The 23,876-nt window shown below is 28.6% G+C and carries 29 protein-coding genes; 7 read left to right on the forward strand and 22 right to left on the reverse strand.

Going from position 1 to position 23,876, the window contains the following annotated elements; genetic code table 11:
- Window positions 1-88: 88 nt before the first annotated feature.
- The 13 genes from ACVHXK_RS10820 to ACVHXK_RS10880 all read right to left on the reverse strand — a co-directional run bounded on the left by ACVHXK_RS10820 (window position 89) and on the right by ACVHXK_RS10880 (window position 7,451).
- Window positions 89-313 (reverse strand): DUF1659 domain-containing protein, encoded by a 225-nt coding sequence (locus ACVHXK_RS10820; RefSeq protein WP_461206407.1) that lies wholly within the window; start codon window positions 311-313, stop codon window positions 89-91.
- A gap of 212 nt (window positions 314-525) precedes the next feature.
- Entirely contained in the window at window positions 526-1,212 is a 687-nt protein-coding gene (locus ACVHXK_RS10825) for a peptidoglycan recognition protein family protein (protein ID WP_461206408.1), read from the reverse strand.
- Window positions 1,213-1,809: 597 nt separating this feature from the next.
- Window positions 1,810-1,971: a YvrJ family protein gene (locus ACVHXK_RS10830; RefSeq protein ID WP_461206409.1), complete on the reverse strand. Its 162-nt coding sequence runs from the start codon at window positions 1,969-1,971 to the stop codon at window positions 1,810-1,812.
- Window positions 1,972-2,128: 157 nt separating this feature from the next.
- Window positions 2,129-2,308, reverse strand: coding sequence for a DUF4177 domain-containing protein (locus tag ACVHXK_RS10835; protein WP_461206410.1), 180 nt, complete (start codon window positions 2,306-2,308; stop codon window positions 2,129-2,131).
- Window positions 2,309-2,387: 79 nt separating this feature from the next.
- Entirely contained in the window at window positions 2,388-2,585 is a 198-nt protein-coding gene (locus ACVHXK_RS10840) for a hypothetical protein (RefSeq protein ID WP_461206411.1), read from the reverse strand.
- 58 nt (window positions 2,586-2,643) lie between these two features.
- Entirely contained in the window at window positions 2,644-3,153 is a 510-nt protein-coding gene (locus tag ACVHXK_RS10845; protein WP_461206412.1) for a hypothetical protein, read from the reverse strand.
- Between the two features lie 93 nt (window positions 3,154-3,246).
- Window positions 3,247-3,477 carry a hypothetical protein gene (locus ACVHXK_RS10850; protein WP_461206413.1) on the reverse strand — a complete coding sequence of 77 codons (231 nt, stop codon included), beginning with the start codon at window positions 3,475-3,477 and terminating at the stop codon, window positions 3,247-3,249.
- Between the two features lie 79 nt (window positions 3,478-3,556).
- Window positions 3,557-3,730 carry a hypothetical protein gene (locus ACVHXK_RS10855; protein ID WP_461206414.1) on the reverse strand — a complete coding sequence of 58 codons (174 nt, stop codon included), beginning with the start codon at window positions 3,728-3,730 and terminating at the stop codon, window positions 3,557-3,559.
- Window positions 3,731-3,892: 162 nt separating this feature from the next.
- Window positions 3,893-4,441 (reverse strand): sigma-70 family RNA polymerase sigma factor, encoded by a 549-nt coding sequence (locus tag ACVHXK_RS10860; RefSeq protein ID WP_461206415.1) that lies wholly within the window; start codon window positions 4,439-4,441, stop codon window positions 3,893-3,895.
- Window positions 4,442-4,912: 471 nt separating this feature from the next.
- On the reverse strand, window positions 4,913-6,199 hold the full coding sequence (locus ACVHXK_RS10865; protein WP_461206416.1) for a DnaD domain-containing protein: 1,287 nt from the start codon (window positions 6,197-6,199) through the stop codon (window positions 4,913-4,915).
- Between the two features lie 13 nt (window positions 6,200-6,212).
- Window positions 6,213-6,998: an ORF6N domain-containing protein gene (locus ACVHXK_RS10870; RefSeq protein ID WP_461206417.1), complete on the reverse strand. Its 786-nt coding sequence runs from the start codon at window positions 6,996-6,998 to the stop codon at window positions 6,213-6,215.
- A gap of 14 nt (window positions 6,999-7,012) precedes the next feature.
- Complete coding sequence (locus tag ACVHXK_RS10875; protein ID WP_461206418.1) at window positions 7,013-7,207, reverse strand: helix-turn-helix domain-containing protein; 195 nt, start codon at window positions 7,205-7,207, stop codon at window positions 7,013-7,015.
- A 46-nt stretch (window positions 7,208-7,253) separates the two neighbouring features.
- Complete coding sequence (locus ACVHXK_RS10880; protein WP_461206419.1) at window positions 7,254-7,451, reverse strand: helix-turn-helix transcriptional regulator; 198 nt, start codon at window positions 7,449-7,451, stop codon at window positions 7,254-7,256.
- Window positions 7,452-7,674: 223 nt separating this feature from the next.
- On the opposite strand from ACVHXK_RS10880, the gene ACVHXK_RS10885 reads away from it, so the two are divergent.
- On the forward strand, window positions 7,675-8,037 hold the full coding sequence (locus ACVHXK_RS10885; RefSeq protein WP_461206420.1) for a helix-turn-helix domain-containing protein: 363 nt from the start codon (window positions 7,675-7,677) through the stop codon (window positions 8,035-8,037).
- Window positions 8,038-8,106: 69 nt separating this feature from the next.
- Here the strand turns inward: ACVHXK_RS10885 and ACVHXK_RS10890 are convergent, their stop codons facing one another.
- Both ACVHXK_RS10890 and ACVHXK_RS10895 read right to left on the reverse strand, forming a co-directional pair.
- A complete protein-coding gene (locus ACVHXK_RS10890; protein ID WP_461206421.1) occupies window positions 8,107-8,316 on the reverse strand; it encodes a helix-turn-helix domain-containing protein in 210 nt (69 codons plus the stop codon).
- A gap of 40 nt (window positions 8,317-8,356) precedes the next feature.
- Window positions 8,357-8,587, reverse strand: coding sequence for a helix-turn-helix transcriptional regulator (locus tag ACVHXK_RS10895; protein ID WP_461206422.1), 231 nt, complete (start codon window positions 8,585-8,587; stop codon window positions 8,357-8,359).
- Window positions 8,588-8,842: 255 nt separating this feature from the next.
- Here ACVHXK_RS10895 and ACVHXK_RS10900 point away from each other — a divergent pair, with 255 nt between their 5' ends.
- From ACVHXK_RS10900 to ACVHXK_RS10915, 4 genes are all read left to right on the forward strand, one after another.
- Window positions 8,843-9,388, forward strand: coding sequence for a helix-turn-helix domain-containing protein (locus ACVHXK_RS10900; protein ID WP_461206423.1), 546 nt, complete (start codon window positions 8,843-8,845; stop codon window positions 9,386-9,388).
- A 62-nt stretch (window positions 9,389-9,450) separates the two neighbouring features.
- Window positions 9,451-10,638 carry a tyrosine-type recombinase/integrase gene (locus tag ACVHXK_RS10905; protein ID WP_461206424.1) on the forward strand — a complete coding sequence of 396 codons (1,188 nt, stop codon included), beginning with the start codon at window positions 9,451-9,453 and terminating at the stop codon, window positions 10,636-10,638.
- On the forward strand, window positions 10,635-11,774 hold the full coding sequence (locus ACVHXK_RS10910; RefSeq protein ID WP_461206425.1) for a tyrosine-type recombinase/integrase: 1,140 nt from the start codon (window positions 10,635-10,637) through the stop codon (window positions 11,772-11,774). The genes ACVHXK_RS10905 and ACVHXK_RS10910 overlap by 4 nt, the downstream gene beginning before the upstream one ends.
- Before the next feature lie 33 nt (window positions 11,775-11,807).
- Entirely contained in the window at window positions 11,808-12,947 is a 1,140-nt protein-coding gene (locus ACVHXK_RS10915; protein ID WP_461206426.1) for a tyrosine-type recombinase/integrase, read from the forward strand.
- Between the two features lie 92 nt (window positions 12,948-13,039).
- On the opposite strand, the gene ACVHXK_RS10920 is transcribed toward ACVHXK_RS10915, so the two are convergent.
- The 7 genes from ACVHXK_RS10920 to hflX all read right to left on the reverse strand — a co-directional run bounded on the left by ACVHXK_RS10920 (window position 13,040) and on the right by hflX (window position 19,822).
- The gene (locus tag ACVHXK_RS10920) at window positions 13,040-13,780 is read right to left on the reverse strand and encodes a YebC/PmpR family DNA-binding transcriptional regulator (protein ID WP_461206427.1); all 741 of its coding nucleotides are present in this window, start codon (window positions 13,778-13,780) and stop codon (window positions 13,040-13,042) included.
- A 106-nt stretch (window positions 13,781-13,886) separates the two neighbouring features.
- The gene (locus ACVHXK_RS10925; protein ID WP_461206428.1) at window positions 13,887-14,540 is read right to left on the reverse strand and encodes a YigZ family protein; all 654 of its coding nucleotides are present in this window, start codon (window positions 14,538-14,540) and stop codon (window positions 13,887-13,889) included.
- Window positions 14,541-14,590: 50 nt separating this feature from the next.
- Window positions 14,591-15,259 (reverse strand): HEAT repeat domain-containing protein, encoded by a 669-nt coding sequence (locus ACVHXK_RS10930; protein ID WP_461206429.1) that lies wholly within the window; start codon window positions 15,257-15,259, stop codon window positions 14,591-14,593.
- Window positions 15,256-16,671 carry a MocR-like pyridoxine biosynthesis transcription factor PdxR gene (pdxR, locus tag ACVHXK_RS10935; protein WP_461206477.1) on the reverse strand — a complete coding sequence of 472 codons (1,416 nt, stop codon included), beginning with the start codon at window positions 16,669-16,671 and terminating at the stop codon, window positions 15,256-15,258. Before pdxR ends, ACVHXK_RS10930 begins: the two co-directional genes overlap by 4 nt.
- Window positions 16,672-16,692: 21 nt before the next feature.
- Window positions 16,693-17,586, reverse strand: a complete 894-nt coding sequence (locus tag ACVHXK_RS10940) for a nucleotidyltransferase domain-containing protein (protein ID WP_461206430.1) — start codon at window positions 17,584-17,586, stop codon at window positions 16,693-16,695.
- Between the two features lie 18 nt (window positions 17,587-17,604).
- Window positions 17,605-17,946, reverse strand: coding sequence for a hypothetical protein (locus ACVHXK_RS10945; protein ID WP_461206431.1), 342 nt, complete (start codon window positions 17,944-17,946; stop codon window positions 17,605-17,607).
- A 76-nt stretch (window positions 17,947-18,022) separates the two neighbouring features.
- Window positions 18,023-19,822, reverse strand: coding sequence for a GTPase HflX (gene hflX, locus ACVHXK_RS10950; protein ID WP_461206432.1), 1,800 nt, complete (start codon window positions 19,820-19,822; stop codon window positions 18,023-18,025).
- 119 nt (window positions 19,823-19,941) lie between these two features.
- On the opposite strand from hflX, the gene hpt reads away from it, so the two are divergent.
- Together hpt and ACVHXK_RS10960 are read left to right on the forward strand one after the other, a co-directional pair.
- Window positions 19,942-20,463 carry a hypoxanthine phosphoribosyltransferase gene (gene hpt / locus ACVHXK_RS10955; protein WP_461206433.1) on the forward strand — a complete coding sequence of 174 codons (522 nt, stop codon included), beginning with the start codon at window positions 19,942-19,944 and terminating at the stop codon, window positions 20,461-20,463.
- A gap of 140 nt (window positions 20,464-20,603) precedes the next feature.
- Entirely contained in the window at window positions 20,604-23,849 is a 3,246-nt protein-coding gene (locus tag ACVHXK_RS10960) for a transglycosylase domain-containing protein (RefSeq protein ID WP_461206434.1), read from the forward strand.
- Window positions 23,850-23,876: the final 27 nt, after the last annotated feature.

The raw sequence follows: 23,876 nt of genomic DNA on the forward strand, positions 1-23,876 counted from the left end.
CAATTGCAAATTGCAAATTGCACATTGCAAATTTCTTTTGATCTTAATTGTGCATTGATAATTGTGAATTGTGCATTATCTTTAATAACTATTCTTCCTCAAGTAACTCTTCATTAACTCTAGTTACTTCAATAGTTGGATCTTCAAGTAATGCTGCTAGTGAGTTTGAAATGGAAAATACATCTTCATCAGTTGCTGCAACTTTTAGATTAGTGTATCTTTGAGTTTTGTAGACATTATCTCCATTTTCATCTTTACCAGCATAATACTTCATTTCTAAAGTACTTCCTGATGGTTGAGAAACTACTGCCATAATATCACCTCCCTTCATTTAAAGGATAATTTGCAATTTGCAATGTTCAATTTGCAATTAAAAGATTAAAAGATTAAAAGATTAAAAGATAAAACCATTAAACATTAAAAACCTAATACATTTTTAAAAATATTTGTTTAATTAATCAAAGATTTTGCGTAGCAAAATCATCCTCAATTGCAAATTGCCAATTGCAAATTGCACATTGGTTTTTAAAATAGAATTTTCCAAGTCTCCGGTCCTACTATACCGTCAACCTTAAGCCCATGATCTTGTTGATAGTGGAGTACTGCAAGGTAAGTATCATCACCAAAATAGCCATCTACCCCGCATATTCCTACATCATAGCCAAACTCAACAAGCCTCTTTTGTACCAGTCTTACATTCTCATCGAAATGATTTGAATTTATTCTTAATAGGTACCCACAGTAGGGATTGGAGCCTCCTGAAGTTTTTTTTAAAGTCATTTTATTCTTAACTACATCTAAAGGAAATTTATTCCCTGGGCAACTAGTAGCTCTTAGCTCCTTATGTCCATATATAGTCTTAATGTTGTATTTATCCATCAAGCTACAACATAACTCACATAAAGCTTCTTGTTGCTTATCAGGCATAGTCTCTTCAACATAGTCACCTTCACAACAAATGCCAAGAGAATTAGTATTATGTCCCTTACAGTGGGAGCCAATCATATCATCAGTTCTGCCTCTGTAAATATCTCCGCTCTTTGTGATGAAGTAGTGATAACCACATCCTGCCCACCCTTTTGCTTGATGCCAAGAATGAATATCTTGTATAGAGCAGCGGCTTATGTCTGCATGATGCAGTACAAGGAATTTAGGTTTGTTACCTCTACTAAAATTACCGTTAAATTTTAGATGTGTATCTATAATATTCAAATCTATCACCCCCTCTTTTTTAAAATATAATGTGCAATTTGCAATGTTCAATTTGCAATTAAAAGATTAAAAGCTAAAACCCTTCCTTTTAAAAATAATTTGCAATGTTCAATTTGCAGTTTGCAATTAAACCATTAGAATCTAAAAATCTAAAGCATTAATGCCTTGAATACATATTTTAATAATGGATGATTTTCTTCTTTCATCTGTGAATCTTCTATATAATTAGATATTTCCTGACTTAATGGAAGAAAATCATCCATAATTCCATATTTCTCTTAAATCTTCTTTCACTTATATATATGTATTTATCTGAAGTTTCCCAAAATAATTTTATCTTTTTCTAGATATAAAGAAGAAAGGTAAAAAAACCGCTAATTATTTAGTTCAATTAAAGATTTTGCATAGCAAAATCATCCTCAATTGCTAATTACACATTGAAAATTGTAAATTTCTTTTGTGTTCTATTTTAGTGTCTTGACCTTAATTGTGCATTGTGAATTGTGCATTGTGCATTTCTAGATTTATATTTCTTATATATGGACCAAAAGCAGTACTATAAAAATCTCCCCCAACGTAAAAAAAGGCAAGTTAAACTTACCTTTCTTTATCCTCAATAACAGCAGTAACTACTACTTTTAGCTCTGTAAGAACTTGAGTTAACTCCTCAATCTTCTTCTCAAAGCGAACAAGTAAAAAGATACTTACTCCGATTGGGAATCCCACTGTTGAAATCAAGTTAGCAAAATCTTGATACATAGGATCACCTCCTCTGGTACTGCAAAAATCACAGTAACTGCTATTCACTTATATATATGTAGTTTGAAGATAGTTTACTGAATATTTTTAGATTTTTGGGTAATAAAAAAGAACCTCATTGTATTGAAGTTCATTGTTAATACTTAATAGTATTCTATTATTCTTCTTTTTCAAAAACTAAATCAAATTCTTTAATAACACCATATCCACTAAATTTAGTCGGAATAGCAGTAACAAATCTCCACCCTTCTGAACTATATTTATCAATTAATTCTCTATGATTAGAATTTCTAAATACTCCATCTGAACTTGCTTCAACATAAATATATTTATGCATATAATCTAATTCCTTTCTATAGGTTTCTTAGTAATCTACTACATAATATTAGAATACTGCGAAACAAATTATAGATTTTCTATTTTTGAATATTTTTAATCGTATCTACTATTATTAATGTGCATATTACTACTATTGCACACAATATTGCTATGGCACTAACTACAAGACCTGCCTCACTAGGTCCTGAACCAAGTGCACTACCAATATTTATAGATAAAAATTCAACAACCCAAAATACTATAAATCCTAATACTGCATATCCAAAATATTTCATATTTAAACTCCCCCTATTATACGATCACGACACAGTTTGTGAAAATCACGAATTATAATTAGTCTTCATCCATCAATACCTTTGAATATCGTGTAATTTCATTTGAATAAACTTTCCATTCATTATCTTCATTAATAAGTCCTACATATCCTTCTTCCTTGACTTCTTTTATTTCATCATTATCATAAATTATTTCAATCACTGCACTGTAGTCAAAACCTATCTTATTCTCTTTTTCGTCATAAAATCTTTTATTCAAATCTACTTCCTTAATCTTTATGCTACATCCTTTATTTGCACAGTAATAAATATTTCTCGCATACATTCTATTTTCCCACAATAAATTTAGTGCTTCTTCAGTCATAATAGTTTTAAATTTATCGTGAGAAGATTGAATTTTATCTATAGATTCTATAGTATCTTTAGATTCCTCTGATTCCAAATTATAAAACTGTGTTGTAAAATTTGTAGCAACTTGTTCCGCTTCACCTTGCGTTGTATTGGAACAACCAGTAATGATAATTAGTCCGAGCATTAGAATGCAACTAAACATTGATTTGTATTTCAAATTAATCTCCCCCTAAATGTTTTATTTATTACTTAGTACACAATATTTTACTGTTCTGTCACAACTTAAAAAATCAGTTAAAATAGATATTTCTTACTTAACCAATTTTTTGTACTTATTTTTACATATTATAAGCATGGTTATATTTGCAAAAAAGATTGAAATCATACACCAAAATAATGTTGTGGCACTATCTGTGGACTTTCCGTTAAAAATTGATAATCTAAAATACATTACAGCAAAAGTAATGCCCACTAAAGAAATAATAACTGAGATTACAGAAATAATTAGTGCTATTTTGGTAGTTCTATAATTATCCTTCATTTTAATCCCCCTTTAAATAAAATGCTTTAAATTTATTATTCATAAATTTTCACTACTATTACACAACTTAAAAACATTACTATTTATTATTTTTTTTATACAACTTCATTACAAAATAGATTATTAGTATAATAGCAAAAATACTCGTTTTAACAATTACAGTATTTATATCTAAGAATTCTAAAATAACTGATAATAAAAAATACGTTATAAATCCAATTATAAAAGCCTTAAATTCACTATTTTTAAACATAAAACTCTCTCCTTTGATGTATAATTTTTTACAACTACGCCTATAACATCAAAACCTTTTCCTATATTATATACAATACGGAAAATTTTCTCAATAGACACCATACAAAAACACTGTTACAAACTACAACATCAGTATTTTTGTATAGCTCTTCTACCTACTTCAATCCCCCAATATCCACCTAATTTTTTCAATCACTTTATTCTTTTCACCTATCAATTTCCTATAATCCAAATTATTTTCCCTAGCCATAGCTCTATAGCTTTTTTTATCCCAATAGAACTCTTTAATGATTTTACGTTCTTCTTCACTAAGTATATGCAAAGCAATATTAAGCCTTTTCATTTCATCTTCTGTTACTATATGCTCCTCTATAGTAAGTTCTTTTGCCACAAGAATATTTAAATTATCAATATAATGTATTTCATTATTTTTTTTAATCGTTTTACTTAAGAGATCAAATACATTATTCCGTACCGCTCGTATTATATATCCATTATAGGAGTGGCTGCCTATCTTGTACTTTTTTATAGCTTTAATTACAGACAAATATCCAAACTGGACCAGGTCTTCAAAATCATAACCTGGTATTGTGTATCTTGAAGCTAATTTTAAAATATACGGTCTATATTTTTCTAGCAAGAATTTTAGTGATTCTTCATCACCATCTTTGGCTTTTAAGATTACCTTTTCCATATCAACTTTTCCCAATAAAAACACCACCCTTTTAGATATTGCAGTTCACGGTGCACAGTTCACAGTTTGTTCAAATTGCACTCTATATCCAGAAATAAATTTGTAAACTATCTTTTTTATTTTTTTATTAACTTTCATGTATATAAATCAAAAATCTGTCAAGTATTTAGATATAAGTATTTTAAAACCCCATTTTTAAATTAATATTACCGTTGTTTCTAAAAAGCTGATTTGGCTGCCAACCTTTCACTTTATACTCCAGAAACAGCGGTTATATTTTTTGCTAACACACCAACTAACAATTTGCCAGTTGTAACTCATAGGCACTTTCTCCCTTATCCAAAAATCTTTTAATTAATTCAAAGATTTTACCTTGTAAAATCATTCTTAATTGCAAATTGAACATTGCAAATTAATATAAAAATCAATTTAACTACTCAAGCAAATTTAAATATATAAGCAATATTTTGAGTTTAGAAAAAGAAATCAGTTCCACCCCAGCAAATTCTTTTCAATAGCATCAAAATCATATCTATCTGGTTCACCAACATACCCATTCCACGGAGCTATCCCGTTATTATTTTTCTTTTTCAAGCGGTTATGTTCCCAATTATTCTTATATTCTTTAAGCTCAATAACCTGTTTAACTCCACTCTTATTCCAGGATTTAAGTATTTTATCTATGTATCTTATATTCTTAACATCATACATAACAGCTTCGTCTATTGCTTTATTAACTAAATCATCACCCATTTCATTGCACCAAAATTCAAGAAGATTTTCTTCTACTGGGCATATTCTATGAATGTTTCTCTCAAATTTTAAAATTACGTTTTGGAAAGTAGCTGCAGTTGCAGTTGTTTTATCCTTGATTGTTTCATCCTTTGTTTCTCCACTTTCCCTGTTATTATAATTACTATAGTTATTATTACTACTACTTCTTCTTTTTTGTTTATTACTTATTAATTCTTCTTTATTACTTATTACTTCTTTACTTGGTAGGGCCTCCATAGCCCCTATAAAGGGGCTTTTAATAGTCTGATTTGTATATTGCAAAGAGCTGTTATTATTCAGCTCTTTGCAATTTTTCCAATCATCAATATTGGTTTTCCTTGTTTCATTTTCATCTATACTTTCTTCATCTATGTTTTTGTTATCTCTATTTTCATCATTATAGTTGTTATTTTCATTTCCCTTATTATTCTCTAGTTTATCTATCATTTCACAGGCTTTTTTGTTTTCTTCTGTATTTATCATTTCAACTTTCTTATTATTCTCTTGTGTATTTATCATTTCAGTTTTCTCAGTATCCTCGTGTTCATTTCTTGATTCAGCTTCTGTATTATTTAAAAACGTTAACTCTATACCCTCAAATATCTCTCTAGTCTCTATTTTAAGCTTAACTATTGCTTTGTAGTATTCCTCTATAAATGGTGTGTTTTTTACTTCATTTAGCTCTTTATTAATGCATTTAATAACATTGGTATTATTAGGTGGATTGTATTTGGCCCAGTTTAAGATGAGAACTTCTTTAGTTTCATTGCAATAGCTTATTTTTCCATATTTCTCAAATGTTATCAACAACTTATCCACAGTTTTTCTATCATAGCCTGTCTCCATACTAATTATCTGCTTTGGTAATTCATAAATACCACATTGGCTAGATTTAGGATTACTCATGATGTATATATAGAAAAGTTTTTCTTCAGGAAGAAGATCTAAAACAAAACCATCATTCCAATAACTTGTTTGAATTTGTCTGTATTTTGCCATTTAAACCCCTCCTTCAATATCCTGCAACATCTACACCATTCTTTATTGCCATTTCTTTTACTATTGATAGATATATCTCAATTAATCTATCATCTTTAGCTATTACATCTAAATAATTAAGCTTCTTAATATCAGATGAAGGCTCTCCTCTTACTAAAGCTTTCTTACGTATATTATTAAGCCTTATTCTTAAGTTACACTTAGCTCTTCTGTCTAGAGCCTTGTATATGCCATCTTTTACCTCTTTATAGTTGTTTTCTTTTTTACATATTTTTGCTATAATTTTATTAGTACTTTCTCTCCATTCCTGGTGAGGATTTATAATTATCGCACTTTTTATAATCTCAATCTGGCCTTTTACAGATTGGGTTTCTTTTATATTTCTATCTAAATCCACTTTCATTTTATTTTGCTGAACTTCTAAATTGATCAGATGCTGCAGCTGCGGACTTAAATCATCTTTTATAAGTTCATTTTGTATAAAATAGCTATCTTCAAGATGCTCATATATGTACCAGGCCGCATCATTGTTCAAAATTTTTGCATGTCTAAAGGCTCCTTTTAGTGTCCAGAGATATAAGCTATTTACATTTTGCAAAACCTCTGAAAGAGGTGTCGCATCTTTAAAGTCTTTTAATGCTTGGCCTGTTAAACAGAAAAAATGAATTCCTTCTTTAAAACGACCTTGATTCCTATAATAATTATTCCTTATTTGCTTTGCTGTAACTCCATAAGATTCTGCTAATTTTTCTGTAGTAAGCACTCTTTTATGTTTATGCTCAATCTTAGTTAGATTCATAATATGCCTCCTTCTTAACTTACCATAACCTCTTTTCTTATCAAAAATTTAATAAAATCTTTCTTTGGTACTCTAATCGTTTGATTATAGCACACTACTACTGGTAACCTGTTTATTACTATAAGCTTATAAATTGAGTTGTTTTCAACGTTTAAAATTTCTGCCATCTCTTCTACTTTGAGTAATACCGGTAATTTTCTGATATCCATATAATCTACCTCCTAAAATTGTTTTTGTTAACACAATGATAACAATTTAACCGAAAAAAATTTCTTCAATTGTCACATTTGGAATCTTCTCTTTTAGAAATTTAGTGATTTTTCCTATTTGTGTTTGTGTAAATTCCTTTTTACCTAGCTCCTTCTGATTGTAACTAGTTAGGCTTATACCTGCTATTTTAGCCATTTCTTTTTGACTAACATTTATAAATCTTCTATAAGCTGCAAGGTTCAATCTTTTTCTCCTTTCTTTTATGTTTTTTTTATATTTAATGCTTTATTTTACATTATATGTTATCATTCTGTTACTTTCAACCATTTTTATGTAAATATTGTTAAATATTTATTAAATTAGATTTTTTGTATTATTTTTTTAAATTTATCTTATTTGTTTGTTAATTAGTTTATATAACCATTTAGATATCTTATAATAAAAGTATAATGTTCTGGAGGGGTTAATGATGATAAATGGTTTAGGTCGAAAAATTAAAGAAGAACGTTTAAGTAGAAAACTGTCTGGTGAAGATCTTGGTAAAATTCTTGGTGTAACAAGAACTGCAATTAGCAATTGGGAAAATGGTAAACGCATCCCTGATATTACAACTATTATGTCTCTTGCCGATTATTTTGATGTATCAATTGATTATCTAATGGATAGAAGTATGCTCAAAAATTCTAACGTAATTAGATATAGCTTTAAAACTAATGATACTTTCATAACATACGATGTAAATGTTAGAAATTTAATTACTCATCTTGAAGATGCCGGCTTTGATATACCTAAACTTTTTAAAAAACTAAATAATACTTCAAGTAATTAATAAGTTTTATACTTTGTTGTTTTAATAATTTTAATATAGCAGCATACTTAGGTGTTAAGTATTTGACCGTTAAAATTGTAAATCTTTTATGTTATTTAAATCAGTCAAATCCTTTCCACTATTTTCTTTGAGGAATCTTATAAGCTCATACTTAGTAATTTTTAATCTACCTAGTTTTAAAGCGTCCAAGACCCCACCTCTTACTAGATCATAAACTGCATTTTTGTTAACTTTAAGAATTTTAGCTATTTCATCAACGGTATATAAATAATCTTCCATAAAATACTCCTTTCTAAAAATAAAATCTTATTAGTTAATCTTATTTTGCTACGCTATTGAATAGTTCTTTTTCATCAATTCTAAATGCCTTTGCAATAGATCTACGTGAATTTCTATTTGGATAGCTTTTCCCCTTTTCCCAAAGCCAAAATATTTTCCGAGTAGTATTACATTTATCAGCAGCTTCTAGTTGCGTTAAATCATCTACAATCCTAAGAATTTGTAGTTTCTTATACCAAGGAATAAGTTTTACTTTTTCTTCAAAGGTCATAATGTCCCCCTCTCTTTTTGTAATTTACATTTTACAGTAAAGGTGGATTTGCTCTTGCAAATCTATTTTTCAATTTCTAATATCTCTTAACAAGATAATATAATAACTTTATATAATTACTCAAACCATTTTTAACGCTATATAAGATTATTTTAAGAGTTTGTACACTTCTTAACTTACAAATTCTAGATTTTTCTTACTTTTATTGACACAATAACGCTAAATGCGTTATAATAGTTGTAAAGGAGGTGTCACATGGTACTAAATAAAAAAGAACTAGGTGAAAAAATTAAAGAAGCAAGAAAAATTAAAGCAAATTCATTAGGAATCAAAAATTACACTCAAAAAAAATTAGCAGACAATATCGGCCTTTCGCAAAGTTATATAGGCGATATTGAAGCTGGTAGTAAATACCCTAACTATACAACTTTAGCAAAGATAGCCGACACTTGCGATGTACCCATTAGTTTCTTTTATAGTGAAGAAGAATTAAATAAAAAGATTGAGAACTATTTAAAAAGCGTTACTAATTGGGAGAATAAAGAGGAACTTAAAAAAGCTGTAGAAGAAATTAAAGGAGACCCAGAAGCAGATCTTGATTATATATACGAATCAAGAGCCTCATATTGCATTAACGGAGTAGAATCTCCAATAGAAGCAACCGAGCTTTATCTTATGAATACAAAATTAATTGAGTATTGTGGATATGAGTTAGAAAATCTTTCAGAAGAGGATTTTAATGAATTTGCTAAAGAGATTTTAGGATTTACAAAGTACTTTAGTGAGAGGTATAAAAAATAAAAAATCAATAAAGAAAAAGATATTTATGTAATTTCTTTAAGCAACAGAAAGAAGGTATATTTGTGAATTATGGAGTATTTCAAAAAAATAGTGCATGGCACTATTACGTAAATATTGATACAAAGAATGGGAAGTTAAGAAGAATTACACGAAAAGGAGGAAACACAAAACAAGAAGCATTAAAGACTCTTAAATTAATACTTAATCAATGTAATAATGACCTTCAAAAAATAAATGATGATATAAAATATATCAAATTCATTGATTTGTGGTTTGAAAAATTTAAAAGCGAAAATTACGATATGGATTTAGAAAGATTTTATGAAAAATTAATTAATAATTTTATAGTACCTAATTTAGGTCTTTATGAATTAAAAACGCTTTCTTCATTTACGATACAAAGTTTTATTAACAAAATATACATCAGACGGTTACCTAAAACATTAATATATGGCTTATCTGATATATTAAATACCTCACTTAAATCTGCAATAAGTGAGTATAATTATATAAAAACTAATCCTATGGATGATGTTACAATACCAGGTAGTGAAGAAAATTATGAAATAGGAGATCAAATTAAGTTCATTACAGACAATCAATATAAAAAAATATTAAATAAATTTCCTAAAGGAACTGATTATTACGTTCCCATCAACATTGCCTATTATACAGGCATGAAAACTAGTGAAGTTTTTGCATTAAGATGGGAATGTGTAGATTTATGTAGGGATTTTATTAGAGTAGAAAATATAATATCATACAAAAACAAAACATGGCAACTACAACCGCTTAAAAGCAAAGAGTACTATAGAATTATACCTTTAAAAAATAAGTTAAAAGAAATTCTAATAGCTCATAAGGACTATCAAACAAAAAGAGAAAAAGATTTAGACTATGATAGCTCTTTTTCAGAATTTATATGTACTAGAACCACTGGCAAACTAATCACTAAAAGAGCAGCTATGGATATTAGCAAACTAATAAACTATGAATTATTTATCGATATGAGTTTTCAATCTTTTAGGCATAGCTATGCAAAGAAACTGATAAATTCAAATATGGATATCACAAGGATACAGCATAGGCTTGGGTTTAAATCTCTTAAATATTTTTTTAATCTATACTATGATAAATTGGATAATAAAACCAAGCAAAAACTAATAAATAAATATGAAGATGTTTTTGAGATTACTAAACTAGCAAGTTTAAACCCAGGGAAAACAGGTAATTATGGAGGCACAAAATGAAAGGTGGAGTAAGAAAAAGAGGGAACTATTGGTACTATTATTTTGATATAGGAAATATTGAGGGCAAAAGAAAAAGAATAGAAAGAAAAGGCGGAAAAAGTGAAAAGGAGGCCCTTAAAACATTAAGAAATGCTATTAGTGAATTTGAGATTTTAGGCTATGTCCCAATTAAAAATAATATTAGTGTATCAGACTATCTAGATTTTTGGCTTGAAGATTACGTGAAAATTAATTGTAAATATAATTCTTATGTATATTACAAAAGTACTATTAAAAATCACTTGAAACCTAATTTAGGTTATTTTAAATTAAGAGATTTGAAACCGATAATTTTACAAGAATTTTTAAACAACCAATGTAGAAAAGGATACTCTAAATCAAGTTTAGATAGTTATAGAACTATATTATCAAAAGCTTTAGAAATGGCAGTTACTCCATATGCATATATAAATCAGAATCCAATTAAGTATATTAAAATACCAGTAATTAAAAATTCATCTACGGAGAATAAAAAAATCAAAACCATTACTATAGATGAATATAAAAGAATTCTACAAAGATTCCCCTCTTCAAGTTATTATCATCTTTTTTTACAAATTGGATTCAATACAGGTATGAGAGCTTCTGAAATTTGTGGGTTAACATGGGATTGTGTTGATTTAAATATCGGTATTATTGAAGTTAAAAAAATTCTATTAAAAAAACATAGAGAATGGACTTTTGGAACGCCAAAAACTAAATCATCATATAGAAGTATCTCTATTGGAAATACCTTAATAGAAATACTTAAATCCCAAAAAAAATCTCAACTTGCCAATAAAAACAAGTACGGAAAACACTATTTTGATTCAAACTTTGTATGTACTAAAGAAAATGGTACTAATATAACAATGGACCATTTAAAGTATATGACAAGAGTAATACAATATGAGCTTAAAATAGATTTCTCTTCTCATTGCTTAAGACATACACACGCAACTTTATTATTAGAAGCTGGCGCCAAAATTATTGATATTCAAAAAAGATTAGGTCACAGTAAAATACAAATTACGATGGATACCTACTCACATGTCACTAAAAAAATGAAAACTGAAACAGTTGATAAATTTGAAAATATATATAAAGATATTATGTAATATCAATAAAAAAATAAATGAAGGTGAAGATATATGAAAGGCTATATAAGAAAAAGAGGCAAATCCTGGTATTACACATTTGATTTAGCAAAAGTAAATGGTAAAAGGAATAAAATCGAAAGAAAAGGAGGCACTACAAAAGGTGAGGCTATTTCTGCTCTAAATAATGCACTTAGAAAGTATGAAAATTTAGATTCTCAAATCTATGATAGCAATGTTATTTTTAAAGACTACATTTATTATTGGGTTAATGAATATGTTACCCTTAACTGTAAATACTCAACTAAGGAGAGATATGAAAGATATATAAAAAATCAGATATTACCATATCTAAGTGATTATAAATTAATTGATCTGAAGCCTATAGTTTTACAAAACTTTATTAATGAAATATCTGATAAAAATTATTCTAAAGATACAGTTCAAAGTATTAATAGCATACTAAAGCTCTCTTTAAAAATGGCTGTTTTCCCATATAATATACTGAAAATAAATCCTATGGAAGGTGTTAGAATACCAAAGTTCGATGAAACAAAAAAAGATAGAGATGATTTAAAAATAATAAGTACCGAGGACTTTAATAAGATACTTAAAAGATTCCCTGAGGGAGATAGATTTCATACTCCATTACAATTAGGCTTTGGCACTGGCATGAGAGCTTCAGAAGTATGTGGTTTAACTTGGGATTGCGTTGATTTAACAAATGGTACTATTAGAATAGAAAAGATTTTAGTTGAGAAAGATAAAAAATGGATTTTTAGTACTCCTAAAACATCATCCTCTTGTCGTGAAATATTTATTGGAGAAACAGTGCAAAATTGTTTAAAAAAACAGAAAAAATACCAAGCACTTAATAAGCTTAAATATGGTGAAAAGTACTACAATTCAAAATTTGTATGTACTGATAAAACAGGAAATCCTATCACCTCAAACAATATTAAATATTTAAGCTATATTATTAATCATAAGCTTGGTATTCGATTTAAATTTCATTCATTAAGACATACTCATGCTACACTACTTCTAGAAAATGACGTAAATATTAAGGAAATTCAAGAACGTTTAGGTCATAGTACATGTGTTACAACAATGAATACTTATACACATCTAACTAGAAAAATAAAACAAGATAGTATAAATAAGTTAGAGCTAATTAACTCTAAATTAAAATAATCTTCCTCCCAAAAAAAATTACGGTGGAAGAATGTCGGAAAATCGCTACTTTTTAAATACTTGTACTTCCTTGAGACCGCATTATTACTGGGTTAGCCTTCAAAATCTTCCGGAAATTCCGCGTTATGATAAACATTTTGCACATCATCATCATCTTCAAGCTTATCAATTAATATTTGAACTTTTTCAGCCATTTCCATATCTAATGAAACCATAACATCTGGAATCATTGTTATCTCTGCTGATAAAAACTCAAATCCTTGTTCTTCAAGTGCTTCTCTTACATTTGAAAATTCACCTTGATCAGTAATTACTTCAAACACTTCATCACTAGCAACAAAATCTTCTGCCCCAGCTTCTAAAGCAATCATCATCAATTCTTCTTCATCATGATTTTCTTGTCTTTCGATTATAATTTGTCCTTTTCTATTGAACATATAAGATACACAACCGTTAGCACCTAAATTCCCACCGTATTTATCAAAATAATACCTAACATTAGCAGCACTTCTATTCTTATTATCTGTTAGAATATCTACCATTATAGCAACACCTGCTGGACCATATCCTTCATATCCAAATTCTTCATAATTTACGCCTTCTAGTTCTCCTGCACCCTTTTTTATAGCTCTTTGAATTGTATCTCCAGGCATATTAGCCGCTTTTGCTTTTGCAATTACGTCCCTTAATCTAGCATTAATCTCTGGACTAGACCCTCCCTGTTTTGCTGCAATTATAATTTCTTTTCCTATTTTTGTGAATATTTTACCTTTTTTTGCGTCATTCTTGCCTTTTTTAGCGGCAATATTTTTCCACTTTGAATGTCCTGACATTATGATCCCCCATTCTAAAATATGTTAACTACATCTAGTTTTACGCAGTTCTTATTTGAAACTACAAATACATTTTATAATAAATACAACAATTTATCAAGAAAGGTCAAATATTGCATTCTAAATACAATCTATTTTCTTTTTTGAAATAGTATTTTTCTTTTTCTACATTAATGTTAGCTTTTGCTGACGTAATTCTATTAATTTCATTTTCAAAAATATCTATATCTTCTTTTACTAAAAACAGAGATATCTTTACATTGTCCTCATATAGAATATCCTCAATATACCACTTATTTATATCACATATGTATTGAATCTTACCCAAAAACTCATATGTACATATAACCTCGCACTTTACTCCTATTACCTTTTCTACTATACCCGCTGCTGCAATAGCTATAGTAGCTCCTTTTGAGTAAGCTCTAGCAAGCCCACCTGTTCCTAGCAAAACACCTCCGAAATATCTTGTTACTACTACAACCACATCTGTCAAGTTTTTTCTCTTTAATATTTCTAAGATAGGTATTCCTGCAGTTCCTTTTGGCTCACCATCATCACTATATCTTTGTATTTCTTTATTTTGTCCTATAACATAAGCATAAACGTTATGTCTAGCATCTTTATTTTTAGTTTTAATATTATTAATAAACTGAATAGCCTCTTCTTCACATGACACTCTATTTATATATCCTATAAAAATTGATTTCTTAACTTCAAACTCATCTTCAGCTTCTTCTAGTATTGTTAAATACTCCATTTATTCACTCCTGACTAAAAACTTGTTAAACTATAAATAAACCATTTCAATTATATTATATCTTTACTTTCTATAGCCTTAAAATAATCATCTGCTATTCTAGTAATATAGTCTTTATTCCATTTTTCTGATATCTGAATAATTTTCACCTTGGCCTTATAGCTTTTTAAATTAGTTAGCCCTTTTATTGAATACATCACAACTTGAGGATTATTATCATTTAAAGTTCTAATTAAAACTTGCTCAAAATAAATATTATTTATCTTTGTCATAGCAGAAATAGCCATCCTTCTTACATTTACTAATTTGTGTACAGAAGCTTTAACTAAAATTCCTTTACAATATAAAGCTTTCAATTCGCCTATTATCCATACTGAACGTATCTTCTCATTAACACTCATGTCTACATAATTATCATTAATAAAGTAAATCAACTCATTTTTATTACTTTCATTTAACATTTCTAAAATTTGTTTTCTATCAATTTTAGGTGCCGAATCAATTTCCCTAATCAAATCTATAGGTCTCTTTGATTTTAGAAGATATCGATATTTTATTTTACCTTCAATTATTTGTTTCTGAATTTCTCCTCTATCTATATTTCTAATTAAAGATATAGTTTCTATATTCTTTCCTTCAAGAAAAAGAAAATAACTTATTTCTGCTGAACTAAAGTCTAAAATATTTCCCCAATCTACATTTAGCAAACCTTTTTTCATAGTTTTTCACTCTCTTTTTCTAATACCATTTTTATTATATTTAGCGCTTTATCTATTTGTTCATTTTCAATCTTTGAAAAACCTAATTTAAAATAGCCTAAACCATCATTATGATTCAAATAGTATATAACTCCGGGAGTAATTAGCACTTTATTCTTACTACATTCTTTAAACAAATCAATAGAACTAACGCCATTTTTAATTTTACAATAAACACTTAGTCCCCCATCAATAGAAAAGCACTGAATATATTCACTGAGCGAATTTTCAATTGCGCTTATTAAATAATTATATCTATTTTTATATTCACAATTTAAATATGCGATATGTTTTTTCCAAAACCCTTCCCTTATATATAGGTCTAGAGCTCTTTGCATTAAACTAGACGTAGTAATATCTGTATTAATCTTATGCATTTGTATCTGATCTTTAAATTTATTAGGTGAAATCAAATATCCTAATCTAATACCTGGTAGAAAAATTTTAGAAAAACTTTTTATATAGATTACCCTTTCATTTATGTCCATAGATTTCAATGGCTTATATGACAATTCTTCGTCATATTTGAGATAAGATAAATAGTCATCTTCAATTATATAAAAATCATAAATATCTGCTAATTCTAATAATCTTTTCTTTTTCTCTAAAGAATAGCTATATCCTGTAGGATTCTGAAAATAAGGCATCATATAAAAACACTTAATTTTTTGCTTTTGCAACACTTTTTCCATTAATTCTATATCAATTCCATCTTTTCTTATATCAATTTCAAATATATTAGCTCTTCTATATTTAAAAACATTAAGTGCTCCACCATAAGTTGGTTTTTCAACTATTATGTTATCATTAACATTTAATAATGCTCTAGCTATAATATCTATACCTTGTTGGGCACCTGAAATTATCAAGATATCCTCTAAATCAACAGTATCGTCCCAAAAATATTCACTGATAACTTCCCTAAGACCTCTATAGCCTAAAACGTCTTGATATATAAAAGCTTTAGCTCCATCTCTGTCTAAAACTTTGTTAAGAACAAATTTAAAAGGCGTAGCTGGGAAAAAATCTGGGGAGGTTGATTCTCCAGTAAAATCAATATAACTTGATAAATTACCTCTAGTAATTTTTTTATACATAACCGTATATTCTTTTAAAATATTTTTGTTTCCTTCTTTTTTCATTGCATATGTACCGCTACCCATTTTTTTATTTGCATAGCCTTCGGAATCCAACTTTTCATAAGCATTAACTACAGTTACATTATTGACTTCTAAAATTTTCGACAATTTTCTAATCGGTATTAGCTTTTCGCCGTCCTCTATTTGTCCCTTGTCAATAAGATTCTTTATATGGCTTGCAATCTGAATATACTTCGGTAAGTTTTTCCTGAACTTAATTTTATATTTATTTATTTTATTCATATTTTTATCTCTTTAAAGAAAATATATATTTTCTTCAATTATTTTTGTATTTTCAAAACTACAATCCCTTTTATCTTTTTTAATTATATCCAATTCCCATAATTTATTTAATAAATGTTCGCAATGTATATTATATCCTTTAAAAATATCATCAGACATAATATCTTCAGCACTTAAAAAGCTATCTTTACTAATCATATAATTCAATAATGTAGCCGTATATTCCTTAATGTTTTTCATAATATCTTCTTCCAAATAATCAATAATCATTTTACTCTTTTCTTCTAACCTCATTTTATTATTAAAAAAATCATCAGTAATAATTTTAAAACTATCATTTAAATTCATACATACACCTAATGTATCTTTGCTTATAGTGTATCCTAAATGATTAACATACAATTTAGAATACTTTTCCATACATAATACAGCTTCACAATAAGCTGTACGGAAAACCGAATTAAACATATACTTTTTACATAAATCAATATTTTTGATTAACGCTGAAAAATATACTAAATCCCACTTTTGTTTATCTAAATCTGGATGATATCTTCTTTTATCAAAGCTCTTTGTTATTTCTTTATCCTTACAAAATATCATTTTTGAGGATACAATCATCCTGTATAAAAAACCACCCATGGAATTATTACTTGAAATCTTTATAAACTTATCTTTACTTATGATTTTTATATGAACTGCTATACCATTTTCTTCAGTATACACGTTTCTTATATAATTAAATTCACCTTCAATTACTGCAAAAAAATCAATATCAGAACCTTCCCATAAATCCCCTGTAACCATACTACCAAATACTAATACAGCTACAATATCCTTTTTCTCTTTTAATTTATTAATAACGATATTAAATGCCTTTTGATAATTCGCAATATTATCTCTCATATTTTTGCTCCAATAAAATTATTTTTTATCACAACAATTTGAACTAATAGCTAATAATGTATGTACTTTTTTCTCTAGTTGTCCTAACACATCTTCAACTAAATCATTCAAATCATAGATTATTTCTACTGCATCTTTAACCTTTGAACTTTTAGAAACGTTAATTGAATTCAAATCCAAAGCAGTCCTTGAAATATTGGCTGAAGAATAACTCAGGATTTCAATTACCTTTAATAGAGGTAATACATCATTTTCATAATAAAGCCTTCCCTCTGGATTTAAATTCAATTTTATAAGTTCTTCCCTTATTATATTGATATTTTCTAGTTTGTTAGCTAATTCTTCTAAATTACTATCCATATTAACTCCTAAGGTTGATCAAGATTTTGACTTTCCACAATTTCAATAATTAGCACACACACTAATATGCTAATTATTACATTTCTTCAATAATGTATTCATTATATTTATTATAAATCTCATTATCAACAAAAGCCACTATTTCTGTCCCATTATCTTTAAAATCTTCAATTTCTACATTAGCATTATTATGAATTGATGAAACAATCGCCTGTTTACTATATGGTACCATAAATTTTACTTTTTTTAAATTATTAGGTAAATTTCTTTCTATTTGTTCTATCATCATATCTAAATTCAATTCATTGATAGCGCTTATCTTTAAAATAGGACAATTACTATACAGACTTTCTACCTGGCCAACTAATTTTTCATTTTTTTCTTTATCAATTTTATTTAAAACTAAAATAATTTTTTTGTCCTTAACTCCCAGTTCTTCTAGCACTTTATTAACTGTATCAATTTGTTCTAATATTTTCTCTGATGAAGAATCTACAACGTGAATCAGTAAATCTGCAAACACAACTTCTTCTAAAGTAGATTTAAACGCTTCAACTAAATCATGTGGTAATTTACGAACAAATCCAACGGTATCAGTTAAAGTTACTACTCTGTTATCATTTAGTCTTATCCCTCTAGTAGTTACGTCAAGAGTAGCAAAAAGCATATCTGCCTCAAATACGCTTTTGCCTTCTAAATTACCCTCATCTTTAGAATACAGCTTAACCATTTTGTTTCTAAGAGTTGATTTGCCAGCATTTGTATATCCTACTATGGATACTTTAGGAATATTATCTTTATTTCGTCTACCTCTTTGTACTTCCCTTACGTTTTTTATCTTAATGAGCTGTTTATTTAAATCAAATACTCTTTCTCTTATACGTCTTTTATCAATTTCTAATTTCTTTTCACCAGGTCCTCTAGTACCTATTCCAGCACCAGTTCTTGATAAAACATCTCCCATGCCAGATAATCTTGGCAATCTATATTTTAATTGTGCAAGCTCAACTTGAATCTTAGCTTCTCTACTTTGTGCTCTTCTTGCAAATATTTCAAGAATTAAAGATGTTCTATCTATAACTTTTGTCCCTGTAAAAATTTCAAGATTTCTTAATTGAGAAGAAGATAATTCATCATCAAAAATAATAAGGTTAGCCCCAATCCTTTGTCTAAGTGCTGCTATTTCAGCCACTTTACCTTGACCAATATAAAAAGTACTATCTATCTTAATCCTGTTTTGTATTACCTTAAAAAGTGTTTTAACACCACAAGCATTTCCTAATTCCTCTAATTCATCCAAGCTTTCCATGTTTTCTATTCCAACTAAAATTGCTTTTTCAATTTCTTTTTCTTCAATAAGTGTACTATTAAAATCTTTTTGTATTTCTTCTACCTTATATAAGAAATTAAAATTCAAAAATTTATCCTTACTTAGTTTAGGATATTCTTCATGAACTATTTCCCCATCTTTTAGTTTGCAAAATCCTATTGTCCCTGCATAAAATTTATTATCTTTTACAGCAGCGGCTACAATACAATCTAATTTCATTTGCATCATAGCTGAAATATCCATTTCAGATAAATAAGGAATACCATTTGGATGGGTATGAACTATTCTAACACCTGACAGTCTCTTTTCTTTCAATTCAATTTGTGGAAGTTCAACTGTACTACTATCACCTATTGCTACAAAAATTATTTTCCCACGCCTATCAATAGCGATACTAATTTCTCTGCCAATTATCGAAGTAATTTCACAAATTAAATCCACCACTTCTTCTGATACTAATACATCTTTTTCTATTTTATATTCGTAAAGTTCTTCTAGTCTATTTATAATTGTTTTTCTAATTCCTTCGACATTTCCATATATCATAGTAAAACCTCTTTCTAATCTTTAATTTTATTGTCAACTATTCCATATACTTGACAACTTTCATTTTATTCTATACTATATAAGCGATATTGTAAATATCTATGGTTTGGGGGATTAGTATGGAAAACAAAAAAAGAAATATACTATTATCTGAAGAAAAAATCACAGCAAGAATTAAAATCTTAGGTGAAAAAATAGCTAAAGATTATAACGGAGAAAAAATCTATGTATTATCACTGCTTAGAGGTAGTTTTATTTATACTGCTGACCTTGTGAGAAATATAGATCTTCCTATTAAAATAGGCTTTATGACCACTTCAAGCTATGGCCATAGCGAAACTTCCTCTGGAGAAGTACAAGTAATATCTGATATAGCAGATGACATTGCAGGATGGAACGTTTTAATAGTAGATGATATAATAGATACAGGCTTTACTATGAATTTTGTTAAAAATCATGTGAAAGAGTTAGGGGCATCTTCTGTTAAAACTTGTGTTTTTCTTGACAAACCATCCAGAAGACAAACTGATTTAACTCCAGATTATCGATGTTTTGAAATTGACGATGTATTTGTTGTTGGTTATGGACTAAATTATGGTGATTATTTCAGAAATGCACCTTATGTTTTTAATTGGGAATAAACAGATTGCTACAGCAATTTGTTTATTTTTTATAATTTTAATTATTTTTTAACCCTTTAATATCATTTATAAGATATATTATCAAATAGAACAAAATAGTGTATAATTTAAACATATAATTTATTTAAGGAGGCTTTTTTATGTCTGAAAAAGGACAAAACGGAACAGAAAATAATTCCGTTCAAAAACCCAAAAAGAAGAAGCGCTTTATGGCTCTAAAATTAATATTACTTTCAATACTTTTAATTATTCTATTTTCTGGTGCTATTGCAGGTGGAATAACTATCGCAATGATAAAATCAGCTCCAGATTTAGATATGTCCGTAGTAATTAATACTGATCAACCATCTATAATTTTAGATGATGCTGGTGACGAAATGGATAAAATTATAACTGAGAAAGAAAGAAAAATAATAACTATCGATAAAATGTCACAAGACTTAAAAAATGCTATAGTTAGCATTGAAGATGAAAGGTTTTATGAACATGATGGGATAGATCCAAAAAGAATTATAGGTGCTTTTTACCAAGATATTTTAGGAGTTATAAATAAAGATGGGACTCTACAAGGCGCATCTACAATCACTCAACAACTTTTAAAAAACACCCTACTAGATCCCGGTGATACATTTTCTGAAAAAGTACAACGAAAATTCCAAGAAATTTACTTAGCTTATCAATTAGACCAACAATTAGACAAAGATGAAATATTAGCGACTTATTTGAACACTATTTATTGTGGTGGAAAAGCTATCGGCGTTGAAGCAGCATCATTTCAATATTTTCATAAAACTGCACTAGAATTGGATACTCTTGAAAGTGCTTTCATAGCTGGTATAACGCAAAGTCCATCTGTATATTACCCATACTCACTTTCTGCAAAGAAAAAAATGTATCCTATTGCGAGTGATACTGAGTCAGAACCTCAATACATAACTAGAACAAAAACTGTTCTTGCAGCTATGAAAAAAACTGGTGCTATTTCAGAAACTCAATATTCAGAATTATTAGAAGAACTTAATAATAGTAATTTAACTAGAAATCTTTACAGACTATACAATGAAGGCTTTATAACTGAAGAATATTACACTAAAGCCGTTACAGAATCAGATTTTAATCCTGACCTTGTAGATGAAAATTTAGTTAATCTATATTTGATGGATTATAAAAGTGATCCTGAAAATCCCGAATCATCAATAAACATTAGAAATATTTATGATTCCAATGTTTCAAAACTATATAAAAAAGAGTCTGTAGTAATACTATCAAAAGATACTTCTAGATTTCTAATTGAAGCGGGAACTATTTTACAAGAGGATGTTGATAAATTAATATCTGAAGACACTCTTGTAGATTATTTAGAAAATCAATTACTATCAAATATAGTAATGACAGAAGATTTGCCTACTTTATATAGCAAAAACATATTAACGGAAGAAAACTACAATTTAGCTTTATCAGAATTAAAATTAAAAAATGATGATACAGCACAGAATATTACTAAAATATTCCAAAATACAGATAAACAATATATGAATAAAAATGAATTTATTGAATACTTAAAAAGTAAATTAGACAGTATTTCTACTGATACAATCTTTACTGCTGATGCATCACGCATGACTTTAAGTATGTTAAAAATAAAATATGATGAAGAATGTATTTTAGCTGACATTTATGAAGATGGTTTCTTAACAAATGAAGAATATAACTATATGGTTTTAGGTATAGACATTGAAAGTTCACTTGGAAACAAAATCATAACAAGCTCTTCAACCTTTGAAGAAGTATTTAACTATGAATGGTATTCTCGTCCGCTTGTAGATCAAGTAGAAAAAGATTTAATGGAACAATACAATCTTACAAAAGATGAAGCAGATAATATGCTAGTTAATGGAAATTTAAAAATCTATAGTTCAATGAATAGAGATCTTCAAGAAAAAACTAAAGAAATATTAAATGACCCTAAATACTATCCTGTTGACACGTATGTAGATAAGGATGGAAATATGCAACCACAAGCTTCTGCTACACTTGTAGATTATCATACAGGTGAAGTTAAAGCTATGGTAGGTGGCCGTTTTGATTATGGTCCAGACCCATACAACAGAGCTTATGATGCTCAAGTACCAACAGGCTCAAGTATTAAACCACTTACTGTTTATGCCCCTGCTATCGATACAAAAATGTTTACAGCTGGAACAGTAATAGAAGATTCCCCTCTTACTGTATCAGTTACTAGTAAATATGGTAAAGGGAACGATACATCTTGGCCACAAAATGATAATAGAAAATATAAAGGCTATGTTACTTTAAGAAATGCACTTAAATATTCGATTAATGTAGTGGCAGCAAAAATAGTAGATCAAGTGGGTATTAGTACTGCTTTTGAATATTCTAAGAAATTTGGATTAACCCTTGACCCATCAGATGAAGCACTTGCTCCACTTGCATTAGGTCAACAAACTTGGGGTTCTAACACTTACGAAATGGCTAATGCATTTGGAACTTTCGGAAATGAAGGAAAATATACCGAACCAAGACTTTATACTAAAGTTGTAAATAGTGAGGGTAAAGTTCTTCTTGAAACTAAAGTTGTAACTGAAGAAGTAATTTCACCTCAAACAGCATATATAATGTATGATTTATTGAAAGGGCCAACACAATCTGGAGGAACAGCCTCTGGAATTTGGAGCACCTATAAACAAAAGGTAGCTATTAGAGGTAAAACAGGGACTTCAACAAACAATAAAAATTTATGGTTTTGTGGTTTAACACCATATTATTCAGGTGCTGTCTGGATAGATAACCCCGATGAAAAGAAAATATATAGTAGTCATTCCGCTAAATTATGGGGCGCAATAATGAACTATGCCAACGAAGGACTTGAAAACATAACATTAGAAAGACCAGACGGTGTTGTATATGCTAAAATAGATGGAGTGTCAGGCTTACTTCCATCTGAGTTATCCTACCAAGATCCAAGAGGAAGTTTGGTATATTCAGAAATGTTTATAGCTGGTACCGTTCCAAACAAAGAAGATGATATACATGTAGAAGCAGAAGTAAACTCTGAAAACAATCTACTTGCTACAGAATTTACTCCTCCTGAATTATTAGTAAAGAAAGTATTCATAACTAGAGATTATGAACCTACAGTAACATTAGGTGACCAAGAGTATGTATTACCAACTGAACTAGATGATACACCACCACCAGAACCTGAACCAGAACCTGGAGAAGGAGAACCAGGCGAAGATCAAACAGGAGATGAACAACCTCCTACTGAAGGTACATCTGAAACACCTGCTAACCCTGCACCAGAACCTGAAACTCCTAATGGAGATACTACTCAAGGAAATCAACAGCAAAATGGTCAAAACTAGCTAACCTTTTAAATTATACAATAATTA

The sequence above is a fragment of the Clostridium sp. DL1XJH146 genome, assembly GCF_054819755.1.